This window comes from Thalassobaculum sp. OXR-137 (assembly GCF_034377285.1).
GTDB lineage: Bacteria > Pseudomonadota > Alphaproteobacteria > Thalassobaculales > Thalassobaculaceae > Thalassobaculum.
This window is the reverse complement of the sequence record NZ_CP139715.1, coordinates 1,525,600-1,538,223: the sequence shown is the minus strand read 5'-3', so window position 1 is coordinate 1,538,223 and position 12,624 is coordinate 1,525,600. Positions and strand designations below refer to the sequence as shown.

Here is a 12,624-nt window from a genome sequence, read left to right as displayed (position 1 = left end):
GAGTATGATGCCCAAATCTCTCCTCCGCGCAGCCGGCCTGTCCCTGCTGCTGGCCCCCGTCGCCCTGAGCACCGCCACCGCTGCCGAGCGCCTGGTCGTGCAGGAGCCCGACCTGCTGGTCGTGGTCGATCGCGAGGTCGGCTGCGGCGAGATCACCGAGCTGACAATCCGCTCCTCCGACCCGGATCTGTTCCGCAAGGACAGTGCGCGGATGCAGCGGGTGGTCGACGGAACCCGCGCGATCCTCGGCTTCGAATGCGCCCGCACACCGGCCTTCAACATCACCGGCGAGGATAACCGCACAGGCGACGTCGTGTTCCGCGGCACCGCCGGCGATCCGACCCGGTGGCTGGTGCAGTCGAGCCAGGCCCTGGCCGCCGCCCCCTCCGGCAGCGGCTCGACGGTCGGCAGCGGCGCATCCGCCGGAACCTCCGGCTCGGGCAATGCCGGATCGGGTACCGTCTCCCTCGGCGGCGATGCCGTGGGCGGGGTGCGCACCGGCATGACCGTGGCCGAGGCGACCAATGCGGCCGGCGGCGACTTCGCCGGCAAGCCGGTCTACCGCCGCGACCTGCAGGCGCTGGTCGCCGGGGACGACGACTGCGTCGGCCGGCTGCAGAGCAACACCCGCCTGTTCGCGGGTCAGCGCTGCCTGGTCGCCCAGACCGTGGAGACCGATCCGCCGCGCATCTATCAGACCATCCTGCACCAGGCTGTCGACCAGGATCAGCGCGAGCAGATCGTCGCCCAGCTCGAGGACCGTTTCGGCCGCCCGGCCAAGCGCGAACGCGGTGAGCTGCCGGGGTCGAGCTGGAACAATGCCGGGAACAAATACACCCTGTTGTCCTGGCGCGCCCCGCTGGACCGCCCGATCGAGGCCTCGGCCCGGCCGAGCGGCATCGATCCGGTGACCTATGAGCTGGAAGCGCTGGTGGTGAGCTACGGCGAGACCACCGAGGTCACCCTCTGGTCCAGCGACACCGCCCTGCTGAGCCGCAATCCGCAGATCAAGGCGAAGTTCTGAGCTGTCACTCAGCTTTGGATCGACCGTCAGCCCCGGCCCCGCGCCGGGGCTGACCTGTTTCGGGGAGTCGCCGGCATCGTGGCTCGTGAAGGTCCCGAAACGAGTTCGGGATGTCGGGAGAGAGGAGCGGCGGGAACGGCCCTTCGACACGCGCCCTGCGGGCGCTGCTCAGGGTGAGGTCATAGGAGGTTTTCTATAGACCCTCGTCCTGAGCAGCCCCGGACCGCGTCCGGGGCGTGTCGAAGGGCCTGGCGTGTCGAAGGGCGGGCGGAGGCCTCGAAGTGCCGCCTACCCCAGGTCCAGCGTCTTGTGCTCGCCCACCGCCGGCACCGGGCCGTAGCTCCGGGTCCGGCCGTCGACGATGGCGGCCGGGGCGGGATAGGCGACGGGGCCGTTCGGGGTGTCCACCGTCACCCGCCGCACATGCGGATGGGCCGCCAGCGCGGTCATGTCATTGACCCGGGCGAAGGCTACGTCCGCCTTGTCGAGCATCGCCTCCAGCGCGTCCGCCGTGTAGCGGGCGAAGACCTCGGCGACGAGACCGTCGGTCTGCGGCCGGTTGCGTACCCGCAGGACGTTGGTCTTGAACAGCTCGTGCACGGTGAGGCCCTCGTCGCCCAGCACGTGGCGGGCGAGGTTGGCCCATTCCCGTTCGCTCTGGATCGAGATCAGGATCTGGATGCCGTCGGACGACGCGAAGGCGCCGTAGGGCGAGATCGAGGGGTGGGCGAGGCCGATCCGCTTGGGCGACTTGCCGCCCTCGTGGTTCAGCAGCGGCACCGTCTCCCAGTCGGCCATGACGTCGAACATGGAGATCCGGATATCGGCGCCGTCGCCGTGAATCCCGCGGCCGATCAGGGCCTCCAGGATGGCGGCATGCGCGGTCGAGCCTGTCGCGATGTCGACCACCGAGATCCCGACCCGCGACGCCCCTTCGGGGCCGCCGGTGATCGAGCAGAGGCCGGACTCCGCCTGGATCAGCAGGTCGTAGGCCTTGCGCTGGGCCAGCGGGCCGCTGTCGCCGTAGCCGCTGATCGAGCACATGATGAGCTTCGGATGGTCCTTGCGGATCTGCTCCAGCGGGAAGCCGAGACGGCCGATGGCGCCCGGCTTCAGGTTCTGCACCAGCACGTCGGCGCCGGCGATCAGCTTGCCCAGGGTCTCCTTGCCCTCGGCACTCGCCAGATCGACCACCAGGGATTCCTTGCCCCGGTTCAGCCAGACGAAATAGCTGCTCTGCCCCTGGGCCACATCGTCGTAGCCGCGGGCGAAATCGCCCTCCGGCCGTTCGATCTTGATCACCCGCGCGCCGGCATCGGCCAGCCGCGAGGTGCAGAACGGGGCCGCCACCGCCTGTTCCAGGGCGAGGACGGTCAGTCCCTCCAGGGGACGCATCTTGTCCGGCATCAGAATGACCGGGGCAGGCCGAGAACGTGCTCGGCCACGTAGCTGAGGATCAGGTTGGTGGAGATCGGCGCCACCTGATAGAGCCGGGTCTCGCGGAACTTGCGCTCCACGTCGTATTCGGTGGCGAAGCCGAAGCCGCCATGGAACTGGATGCAGGCATTCGCCGCCTCCCAGGACGCCTTGGCCGCCAGGTACTTGGCCATGTTGGCCTGGGCACCGCAGGGCTGGTTTGCGTCGAACAGCCGGCAGGCCTCGAACCGCATCAGGCTGGCGGCCTCGATCTCGATATGGCTCTCGGCGATCGGGAACTGCACGCCCTGGTTCTGGCCGATCGGCCGGCCGAACACGACCCGCTCCTTGGCATAGGCGGTGACCTTGTCGATGAACCAGTGGCCGTCGCCGATGCACTCGGCGGCGATCAGGGCGCGTTCGGCGTTCAGGCCGTCGAGGATGTACTTGAAGCCCATCCCCTCCTCGCCGATCAGGTTCTCGGCCGGGATCTCCAGATTGTCGAAGAACAGCTCGTTGGTCTCGTGGTTGACCATGTTCTGGATCGGCTTGACCTCCATGCCGTTGCCGATCGCGTCCTTCAGGTCGACGATGAAGATCGACATGCCGCGCGACTTCTTCTCGACCTCCTCCAGCGGGGTGGTGCGGGCCAGCAGGATCATCAGGTCGGAATGCTGGATGCGCGAGATCCAGACCTTTTGACCGTTGATGACGTAGCGGTCGCCCTTGCGCTCGGCCTTGGTCTTGATCTTGGTGGTGTCGGTGCCGGTGGTCGGCTCGGTGACGCCCATGGACTGCAGCCGCAGCTCGCCGGACGCGATCTTCGGCAGATAGTGCTTCTTCTGTTCGTCGGAGCCGTGCCGCAGCAGCGTGCCCATGTTGTACATCTGGCCGTGACAGGCGCCGGAGTTGCCGCCCGAGCGGTTGATCTCCTCCATGATCACGGAGGCTTCGGTGAGGCCGAGGCCGGACCCGCCGTATTCCTCAGGGATCAGGGCGGCCAGCCACCCGGCCTTGGTGAGCGCGTCGACGAACTCCGCCGGATAGCCGCGCTTCTCGTCCACGCCGCGGTGATATTCCGGCGGGAACTCGGCGCAGAGTGCGCGCACGGCGTCGCGAATGTCGGTGTAGTCGTCAGCAGGCGTCACCTGATTCCTCCGAAGCTGTCTGTTCTTTTACGGCTGCGGTCAGAGTGTCGGATGACCGAGCGCGTTACGGAAGCGGTTCTTTACATAGACCCCGTCGCGCGGAGGCAAGACGCGATCGACCTCGCCGACATCGATCTTCACCGTGGCGAAGCTGGTTCCGGCCCGGGCATGGATGCGGTCGCGCAGCTCGGCGACGCCGGCCATGTCGTCGACCACCTTGGTCCAGGGAAAGTTCGCCGCCGCCGCCATGCGCGACAGCTCGATGCCCCGGCCGGCATGGCTCTGCTGCATCCCGGTCTCGCCGTAATGACCGTTGTCGAGAACGGCGAAAGTGAGGTTCGGCGGCAGCACCTGGCCGATGGTGGCCAGCGCGCCAAGCCCCATCAGCATCTCGCCGTCGCCGGTCAGCACCAGCACCGGACGGGTCCGCTGGCTCATCGCCAGGCCGAAGCCGACGGTGGCGGCGCTGCCCATGGCGGCCCAGAGGTAGAAGTTCTGGTCGTGGTCGCCGGCGGCCATGGCGTCATAGCTGGGCGAGCCCAGGCCGGTGACGACCAGCAGGTCGCCGCGGTCCTTCAGAAGCTCCGCGGTCACGGCGCGGCGGTCGAGCAATCCGGTCATCTCACTTCACCCACTTCTTTGCGCCGATCAGCCGCTGGCCGAGCAGCACCGCGCAGGCCTCGTTGCCGTTGAACGCCATGCTAGCCGCCCCCTGGATCAGCGGGGCGACCTGATCGGGCGTATCGGCCCGCCAGGTGCGCACGCCCATCAGATTGAGCGAGGCTTCGGTGGCCTGGCCCATCGGGTTCTGCCACGGATTGAACTCCGCCCAGTCGCCGCGCATGGTCACCAGCATCAGCAGCGGAAACTTGGTCATCGCCTGCAGGGCCAGGGTGTTCAGGCAGTTGCCCACACCGCTGGACTGCATGAGCAGCGCACCGCGCTCGCCGCCGAGCCAGGCACCGGCGAGATAGCCGATCCCCTCCTCCTCGGTGGTCAGGGCCAGGGACGTGATCTCGTTATCGGCCTCCGCCCCGCGGATGGCGGCGGCATGGCCGGCATCGGGTACGTAGACGATGTGGCGGACGTCGAAGTTGCGCAGGATCGGCAGAACCTGATCCTGCCAGGTCTCGCCCTGTCGGGGTTGGCCTTTCACGGCCGTCATTGCGGTCATCTCGCCTCCAGAATGCGCGTATCAGCGGCGCATAACGGGGTACCGGGCGGCACAGCGGAATACGAGAAGCATATTTCTTAAACAGATATGCCATGATTAGATACCTCATGGATCTGAAGCAGCTTAAGACCTTCCTCGAGGTGGCCGATCTGGGCAGCCTGAGCCGCGCCGCGGACCGCCTCCACGTCGCCCAGCCGGCGCTGGGCCGCCAGATCCGGATGCTGGAGGAGGAACTGGGTGGTCCCCTGTTCTCGCGCCACGGCCGCGGCATGGTGCTGACGGAGACCGGCTCGCTGCTGGTGGCGCGGGCGACCACCATCCTGCGCATGGTGGAGGATACGCGCGACGAACTGACGGCCTCGCTCGGCGCCAATGGCGGGACGGTCAGCGGCGCGGTCAGCCTGGGCGTCTCGCCGACCGCGGGGGAGGTGATTTCGGGCCGGCTGGCGGAGCGGTTCCTGCGCGACTACCCCCAGGTCGCGCTGCGCATCGTGCCGACCTTCAGCGGCTACCTGTCGGAAATGCTGCAGCGGGGCGAGATCGACCTGGCCGTGATGTACGAGACCTCGGCGGTCCGCCACATTCCGGCCGAGCCGCTGATCCAGGAGACGCTGTTTCTCGTCGGCGCGGCCGGTTCCGGCCTGGACCTGGAAACCCCGCACGACTTCGCCTCCCTCGCCGCGTTGCCGATGGTCCTGCCGGGACCGCGCCACGGCCTGCGCATCCTGCTGGAGAACGCCGCCCGACAGGCGGGGATCGCCCTGCGGGTCACCGTGGAGGCCGACGCGCTGCAGACCCTGAAGGACCTCGCCGCCCGCGGCCTGGCGCATACGGTGCTGCCGCTGCCGGCGATCCATCCGGAGCTGCGCGCCGGCGCCCTGCGCGCCGCGCCGATCGTCAACCCGGCTCTGAACCGCAAACTGGTCCTCGCCCGCTCCATCGTGCGGCCGGCGTCCCGCGCCGTCCGGGTCTTTGCCGATACCCTGCGGGCGGAAACCGCGGATATGGTGCGCGACGGCGTCTGGCAGGGCGAGCTGCTGCTCGTCCGCCCCGAGCAATCCGGGCAGCGATGAGGCGCAGGCACACCGGGCAGGCACACCGGGAGGAACCGGCCATGACCAGCGACATACCCTCGGTCTATCGCGACGGCATCGCCAGCCGTCTGTTCCGGGACGTGCTGAAGATCCGTCACCTGCGGATCCTGGCGGCCCTCGACCAGATGCGGCAGATCACCAAGGTGGCCCGTGCGTTCAACGTCACCCAGCCGGCCATCTCCAAGCAGATCGCGGAGCTGGAGCGCGAACTGGGCACGCCGATCATCGTGCGCCAGGGCAATTCGGTCGCCTTCACCCCCGCCGGGACGGTGCTGGTGCGGCACGCCAAGGACATGCTGACCCGCATCCAGCGCACCGAATTCGACATCGAGGCGCTGCGCAAAGGGCTGGGCGGCAACGTGCGGATCGGCGTCGCGTCCAGCCTGATGCCGACCGTCGTGCCCGAGGCGATCCGTCTGATGATCCAGGCCGCCCCGTCCTGCGTGGTCACCGTCTCCGAAGGGCATTTCGGCCAGATGCTGCCCCAGCTCTATGCCGGCGATCTGGACCTGCTGGTCATGCGGATCTGGAAGCCCTTCACGGTGGAAGGGGTGGACCAGCTCTCCCTGGGCCACGAGCCCCTGGTCGTGGTCGCCGGCGCCGACCACCCGCTCGCCCGCAAGAAGGACATCGGCTGGGAAGAGGCCCTGGAATGGCCCTGGCTCAAGGCAGCCTCCGGATCGCTGGCATCGGACGGCATGAAGGAGTTCCTGGCGGAGAAGGGACTGCCGCCGATGGGCGGTCAGATCGAGGCCGCCTCCATCGTCCTCAGCCTCAGCATGATGCGGCTGATGCCGTGCCTCGCCCTGTTCCCCGAGCGGCTCGCGCGCTACCACTCGGCCCGCGGGGAGCTGTCGATCCTGCCGATCAGTACCGGCGGCTATCTGTCTGAATCCAACTGTTTCTGGCTGTCGAGCCAGACCGACGAGACGGTCACCCTGCTGCGCGAATGCCTGGTTCAGGCGGCCCGGGATCTGTTTCAGGATTGACCAATAACCATAACTGAATTGTTATATTGCATGCGCGAAATGTAATTTGTTGCGGTCATGGACGGCTGTTAGCGTTTCACCTGAGGGGAGAAATACGGTCACATCCATGCCGCGCTTAACCGGTCTCAAGAGCCGGGTCGACATTACCGTTTTCGCGGGTGGAGAATTACCGCTTCTCTCAATCGGGGGCGATACCTGCAGGGCATGACCGCCGCAGCGGGCATCGAAGAGCACCCGCCGGAACCAATGGCGGGCAATGAGCAAACACGGAGGTAGACCGATATGACAAAGAGGACGTCGCGACGCGTCGGCTTGAAGGGGCTGGCTGTTCTGGCAGCGCTCGGCTCGGCCGCGTGGCTGCCGACCCCGGCCCTGGCCGGCAAGGCGAACGACACGATGAACATCGCCTGGGACCGCGAGCTCCCGAACGCCGACTACTATTTCAACAACTCGCGCGAAGGCATCGTCGTCAACCGGATGATCTGGGACAACCTGGTCTACCGCGACCCGGATACCGGCGAGTTCAAGGGCCTGCTGGCCGAGAGCTTCGAGATCGTCGACGACACGACCTTCGAGTTCAAGCTGCGCAAGGGCGTGACCTTCCACAACGGCGAAGAGTTCGATGCCGGCGACGTGGTCGCGACCATCGACTTCCTGCTCAAGCCGGACACCGGCAAGCTGGCGCAGCAGGGTGTGGACTGGATCAAGGGCGCCGAGAAGATCGACGACTACACGGTGCGGATCTACGCGATCGAACCGAACCCGCTCGCGCTGCTGTATCTGGCCGGCGACGTTCCGATCTATCCGGAAAAGTACTACGCCGAGGTCGGCCCGAGCGGGATGGGTCAGGCGCCGGTCGGCACCGGTCCCTATCGGGTCGAGAAGCTGGTCCCCGGCAAGGAGATCGTCTTCAAGGCCTATGAGAACTACTACGAGGGGAGCCCGAAGGGTCAGCCGGCAATCGGGACGATCCATCAGCGCACCATTCCCGACGTGAACACCCAGATCGTCGAGCTGACCTCCGGCAAGCTGGACTGGATCTGGAAGGTTCCGCCGGATCAGGCCGAGAAGCTCGCCACCCTGCCGAGCCTGAACGTCGTCTCGGCCGGCACCATGCGTGTCGGCTACCTGACGTTCGACGTCACCGGCAAGTCCGGGGACAACCCGTTCCAGGACGCCCGCGTCCGTAAGGCGGTGTCCCATGCGATCGACCGTAAGGCGATCGTCGACAACATCGTGCGCGGCGCCTCCGAGGTGATTCACTCGGCCTGCTTCCCGGAGCAGTTCGGCTGCACCCAGGACGTGACCCAGTATGAGTACGACCCGGAGAAGGCGAAGGCCCTGCTGGCCGAAGCCGGCTATCCGGATGGCTTCCGCACGGAGTTCTACGCCTATCGCAACCGCGACTATCTCGAGCCGATGCTGGGCTTCCTGCAGCAGGTCGGTATCGAGACGGACCTGCGGTTCGGCAAGTACGCCGCGACCCGCGACGCCATCCGCTCCGGCAACGTGCCGTTCGCGTTCATGACCTGGGGCTCCGGTTCGGTGCCCGATGTCGACGCGATCGCGCCGGTGTTCTTCGGCGGCGGCCCGGACGATCTGGCCCAGGACCCCGAGGTTCACGAGGCTCTCAAGAAGGGCGGCGGAACCGTCGACACAGAAGTCCGCCTGGCGGCCTACGACAAGGCGCTGAAGAAGATCGCCGCCGAGGCCTATTGGCTGCCTCTGTGGACCTTCAACACCAACTACGCGATGACCCAGGACGTGGACTGGACGCCGACGGCGGACGAGATCCCGCGCTTCTTCCTGGCGAAGTGGAAGTAATCTGACCATCCAGCGGCCGTCCCCGCCCCCGTCGCCGACATCCGCGGCACGGCGGGGGCGGCCGCCCCATTTCCCTTTTGACAATTCATGGCGCCGCGATGCTCATCTACACCGCAAAACGCATCCTGCTAGCCATCCTGGTCAGCCTGACGGTCTCGGCCCTCGTGTTCAGCCTGCTGTATCTCAGCGGCGATCCGGCGACGGCCCTGGCCGGCGAGCGGGCCAACGAGGCCGATATTCAGGCGATCAAGGCGGCCTACGGGTTCGACCAGCCGATCTATATCCAGTATTTCAAATGGCTTGCTGGCGCCGTCCAGGGCGAGTTCGGGAACTCGGTCTATTTCCGCCTGCCGGTGATCGACCTGATCCTGGAACGCCTGCCGGTCACCATGACGCTGGGCGTCTGCGCCATGATCTTCGCGCTGGTCCTGTCGATCCCGCTGGGCGTGCTGGCGGCGATGTATCAGAACAGCCTGATCGACCGGAGCGCGCTGCTGCTGGCGGTCGTCGGACAGGCGATGCCGAGCTTCTGGTTCGCCCTGATGCTGATCGTCCTGTTCGCCTACTGGTTTCCCATTCTGCCGGCCAGCGGCTCGGAGTCCTGGCAGCATTTCATCCTGCCGACGATCGTCCTGGGGTATTACGCGACCCCGGCCTTCATGCGCCTGACCCGCACCGGCCTGCTGGACGTGCTGTCCTCGGACTATGTCCGCACCGCCCGCGCCAAGGGTCTGAGCCCGGCCAAGGTGCTGTTCAAGCACGCCCTGCGCAACGCCATCATCCCGGTGGTGAGCCTGGCCGCCGTGCAGTTCGGCTTCATGCTGACCGGGTCGATCATCATCGAGACCGTCTTCGCGCTTCACGGCGCCGGCTTCCTCGCCTGGGAGTCGATCTCGCGGTCCGATTTCCCCACGGTGCAGGCGGTGCTGCTGCTGTTCTCGTGGTTCTACATCATCCTCACGTTCCTGGCGGATCTGCTGAACGCCTGGCTCAACCCCAGAATCCGGGTGGCTTGAGATGTCGGTCATGAACTCCACCGCCACCCCCACCGCCGAGGTCATCCTGGCGCCGACCCCGGGCCAGATCCTGCGGCGCAGGATCTTCGGCCACCGCGGCATCGTCATCGGCGGCGGGATCTTCTTCTTCATCGTGCTGATGGCGGTGTTCGCGCCGCTGCTCGCCCCCTACGACCCGTACCACCAGGACCTGATCGCCCGCATGGCGCCGCCGGTCTGGCAGGACAAGGGCACCTGGAACCACATCCTGGGCACCGACCAGGTCGGCCGCGACTATCTGAGCCGGCTGATCTATGGCGCCCGGATCTCGCTGATGATCGGCATCATGGCGGCGCTGATCTCCGGCATCATCGGCACCGTCATGGGGGTGGCCGCCGGCTATTTCGGCGGCAAGGTCGACCTGGTCGTCACCTTCCTGATCACCTGCCGGCTCTCCCTGCCGGTGATCCTGGTCAGCCTCGCGGTGGTCGCCATCGTCGGCGGGTCGCTGGAGATGGTGATCCTGGTGCTCGGCCTGCTGCTGTGGGACCGATACGCCGTGGTGATGCGGTCCAGCACCCAGCAGATCCGCTCGCTCGACTACGTGGCGGCGGCCCAGGCGGCGGGATGCTCGACCTGGTACATCCTGGCGCGCGAGATCCTGCCGAACGTGATGAACCAGCTCATCGTGGTCGCCACCCTCGAGTTCGCCCACGCGGTCCTGCTCGAGGCGGCCCTCAGCTTCCTCGGCCTCGGCGTCCAGCCGCCGCTGCCGTCCTGGGGGCTGATGATCTCCGAGGGCCGGAACTACATCCTGTTCGATCCCTGGCTGATCGCCATTCCCGGAAGCGCGCTGTTCCTGCTGCTGCTGGCCGTCAACCTGCTGGGCGACGGCGTGCGCGACGTCACCGTTCCCGAGAACCGGGCCTAGGAGACGCACGATGACGACGACCCTCAGTGTGGAGAACCTCCGCGTCTCCATCCCGCTCTCGGCCGGCGTGCTTCACGCGGTCCGGGGCATCAGCTTCGAGGTGGCCAAGGGTGAGACCCTCTGCATCGTCGGCGAGTCCGGCTGCGGCAAGTCGCTGACCTCCCTGGCGCTGATGAACCTGCTGCCGTCGCGCGCCCGGCGCGATGCCGACCGCATCTCGTTCGACGGCACCGACCTGCTGAAACTCGGCGAACGGGGCATGGCCAAGGTGCGCGGCAACACCATGGCGATGATCTTCCAGGAGCCGATGACCTCGCTGAACCCGGCCTACACGATCGGCAACCAGCTCGAGGAAGGCATCCGGCTGCACAAGGGCGTGTCGCAGAAGGAGGCGCGCGAACGGGCGATCTACCTGCTGGAGAAGGTCGGCATCACCGCCGCCGCCAGCCGGCTCGGCCAATATCCGCACCAGCTTTCCGGCGGCCTGCGCCAACGCGTGATGATCGCCATGGCGCTCATGTGCGGCCCCGACCTGCTGATCTGCGACGAGCCGACCACCGCCCTCGACGTCACGATCCAGGCGCAGATCCTGCACCTGCTGAAGGATCTGCAGCGCGAGTTCGACATGGCGGTGATCCTGATCACCCACGATCTGGGCGTCGTCGCCCGCATCGCCGACCGCGTGGCGGTGATGTATGCCGGCGAGATCATCGAGAGCGGCGTCGTCGGCGAGATCTTCAGCCGGCCGACCCATCCCTACACCCAGGGCCTGATGAACTGCATCCCCGTCCCCGGCAAGACCAAGCAGGGCGAGCGGCTGGGCACCATTCCGGGCATCGTGCCGTCGATGATCGGCGAGATGACCGGCTGCGCCTTCGCCAACCGCTGCGCCTACGCCCAGGACATCTGCCTGCAGCCGCTGACGACCCACGACATCGTGCCCGGACATGCCGTGCGCTGCGCCCGCGCCGAGGAGGTGCAGGCGCTGACGGCAGGCACCGTCCGGACAGGGACCATCCAGTCGGGGAGCCCGGCATGACCACCACACCGATCCTCGAGGCCCGCGACCTGTTCTGCACCTTCAAGGTCCGCCAGGGCATGTTCCAGCCGAAGCGGCCGCTGCACGCGGTCAACGGCGTCTCGCTCAGCATCGAGAAGGGCGGCGTGCTCGGCCTGGTCGGCGAGTCCGGCTGCGGCAAGTCCACCGTCGCCCGCATGCTGCTCGGCCTGCAGGAACCCACCTCCGGCACCCTGGCGATCGACGGCCAGCCGCTGGAGGAGATCGGCCGCAAGGAGCTCGCCAAGCGGGTCCAGCCGATCTTCCAGGACCCCTATTCGTCCCTGAACCCGCGCAAGACGATCGGCAACATCATCACCCTGCCGCTCTACATCCACAGCATCGGCGACAAGACCGAGTGGCGGCGCAAGGTCGAGGACATCATGGACCTCTGCGGCCTGCCGAAGCGGGCCTACGACATGTATCCGAGCCAGCTCTCCGGCGGCCAGCGCCAGCGCGTCGCCATCGCCCGAGCCCTGGTCATGCGCCCGGAGATCGTGATCTGCGACGAGCCGACCTCGGCCCTGGACGTCTCGGTCCAGGCGCAGATCCTGAACCTGCTGCTGGATCTGCAGAAGGAACTCGGGCTGACCTATGTGCTGATCAGCCACAACCTCGCCGTGGTCGAGCTGATCGCCACCAAGGTGGCCGTCATGTATCTCGGCCGCATCGTCGAGGAGGCGGAAGGCCAGGCCTTCTTCGCCAAGCAGCGCCACCCCTATTCCGAAGCCCTGCTCGCCTCGGTGCTGACGCCGGAGGCCGGTCTCGGCGTGCCGGACGCCCAGCTCGGCACCACATTCCCGAACCCGATCGACCCGCCGCCGGGCTGCGTCTTCCATCCGCGCTGCGTCCATGCGGGTGCCGTGTGCAAGACCACCGCACCGAAGACCATCCGCGACGGCAACGGCCTGGTGGAATGCCACCTCTACGACGACGCCGTGACCGTCTGACCCGCCCCGCCTGTCCGCATCT

12 protein-coding genes are annotated in these 12,624 nt (G+C 67.1%); 8 read left to right on the top strand and 4 right to left on the bottom strand.

Features of this window, described 5'->3' with window-relative positions; all coding sequences use genetic code 11:
* Nucleotides 1-7: 7 nt before the first annotated feature.
* Complete coding sequence (locus T8K17_RS07200; RefSeq protein WP_322333815.1) at nt 8-1,024, top strand: hypothetical protein; 1,017 nt, start codon at nt 8-10, stop codon at nt 1,022-1,024.
* A gap of 288 nt (nt 1,025-1,312) precedes the next feature.
* Here T8K17_RS07200 and T8K17_RS07195 read toward each other — a convergent pair whose 3' ends face one another.
* The 4 genes from T8K17_RS07195 to T8K17_RS07180 are packed head-to-tail and all read right to left on the bottom strand — an operon-like array spanning nt 1,313 to nt 4,753.
* Nucleotides 1,313-2,431: a CaiB/BaiF CoA-transferase family protein gene (locus T8K17_RS07195; protein ID WP_322333814.1), complete on the bottom strand. Its 1,119-nt coding sequence runs from the start codon at nt 2,429-2,431 to the stop codon at nt 1,313-1,315.
* Nucleotides 2,431-3,588 (bottom strand): acyl-CoA dehydrogenase family protein, encoded by a 1,158-nt coding sequence (locus T8K17_RS07190; RefSeq protein ID WP_322333813.1) that lies wholly within the window; start codon nt 3,586-3,588, stop codon nt 2,431-2,433. The genes T8K17_RS07195 and T8K17_RS07190 overlap by 1 nt, the downstream gene beginning before the upstream one ends.
* A gap of 39 nt (nt 3,589-3,627) precedes the next feature.
* The gene (locus T8K17_RS07185) at nt 3,628-4,209 is read right to left on the bottom strand and encodes a thiamine pyrophosphate-dependent enzyme (protein ID WP_322333812.1); all 582 of its coding nucleotides are present in this window, start codon (nt 4,207-4,209) and stop codon (nt 3,628-3,630) included.
* Between the two features lies 1 nt (nt 4,210).
* Complete coding sequence (locus tag T8K17_RS07180) at nt 4,211-4,753, bottom strand: thiamine pyrophosphate-binding protein (RefSeq protein WP_322333811.1); 543 nt, start codon at nt 4,751-4,753, stop codon at nt 4,211-4,213.
* 101 nt (nt 4,754-4,854) lie between these two features.
* On the opposite strand from T8K17_RS07180, the gene T8K17_RS07175 reads away from it, so the two are divergent.
* The 7 genes from T8K17_RS07175 to T8K17_RS07145 all read left to right on the top strand — a co-directional run bounded on the left by T8K17_RS07175 (nt 4,855) and on the right by T8K17_RS07145 (nt 12,602).
* On the top strand, nt 4,855-5,835 hold the full coding sequence (locus tag T8K17_RS07175) for a LysR substrate-binding domain-containing protein (RefSeq protein ID WP_322333810.1): 981 nt from the start codon (nt 4,855-4,857) through the stop codon (nt 5,833-5,835).
* Nucleotides 5,836-5,876: 41 nt separating this feature from the next.
* Nucleotides 5,877-6,845 carry a LysR family transcriptional regulator gene (locus T8K17_RS07170; RefSeq protein ID WP_322333809.1) on the top strand — a complete coding sequence of 323 codons (969 nt, stop codon included), beginning with the start codon at nt 5,877-5,879 and terminating at the stop codon, nt 6,843-6,845.
* Nucleotides 6,846-7,127: 282 nt separating this feature from the next.
* Nucleotides 7,128-8,669, top strand: a complete 1,542-nt coding sequence (locus T8K17_RS07165; protein ID WP_322333808.1) for an ABC transporter substrate-binding protein — start codon at nt 7,128-7,130, stop codon at nt 8,667-8,669.
* Nucleotides 8,670-8,767: 98 nt separating this feature from the next.
* Nucleotides 8,768-9,685, top strand: a complete 918-nt coding sequence (locus tag T8K17_RS07160) for an ABC transporter permease (RefSeq protein WP_322333807.1) — start codon at nt 8,768-8,770, stop codon at nt 9,683-9,685.
* A 10-nt stretch (nt 9,686-9,695) separates the two neighbouring features.
* Entirely contained in the window at nt 9,696-10,595 is a 900-nt protein-coding gene (locus tag T8K17_RS07155; RefSeq protein WP_322333806.1) for an ABC transporter permease, read from the top strand.
* A 10-nt stretch (nt 10,596-10,605) separates the two neighbouring features.
* Entirely contained in the window at nt 10,606-11,634 is a 1,029-nt protein-coding gene (locus T8K17_RS07150; protein ID WP_322333805.1) for an ABC transporter ATP-binding protein, read from the top strand.
* Nucleotides 11,631-12,602, top strand: coding sequence for an oligopeptide/dipeptide ABC transporter ATP-binding protein (locus T8K17_RS07145; RefSeq protein ID WP_322333804.1), 972 nt, complete (start codon nt 11,631-11,633; stop codon nt 12,600-12,602). Before T8K17_RS07150 ends, T8K17_RS07145 begins: the two co-directional genes overlap by 4 nt.
* Nucleotides 12,603-12,624: the final 22 nt, after the last annotated feature.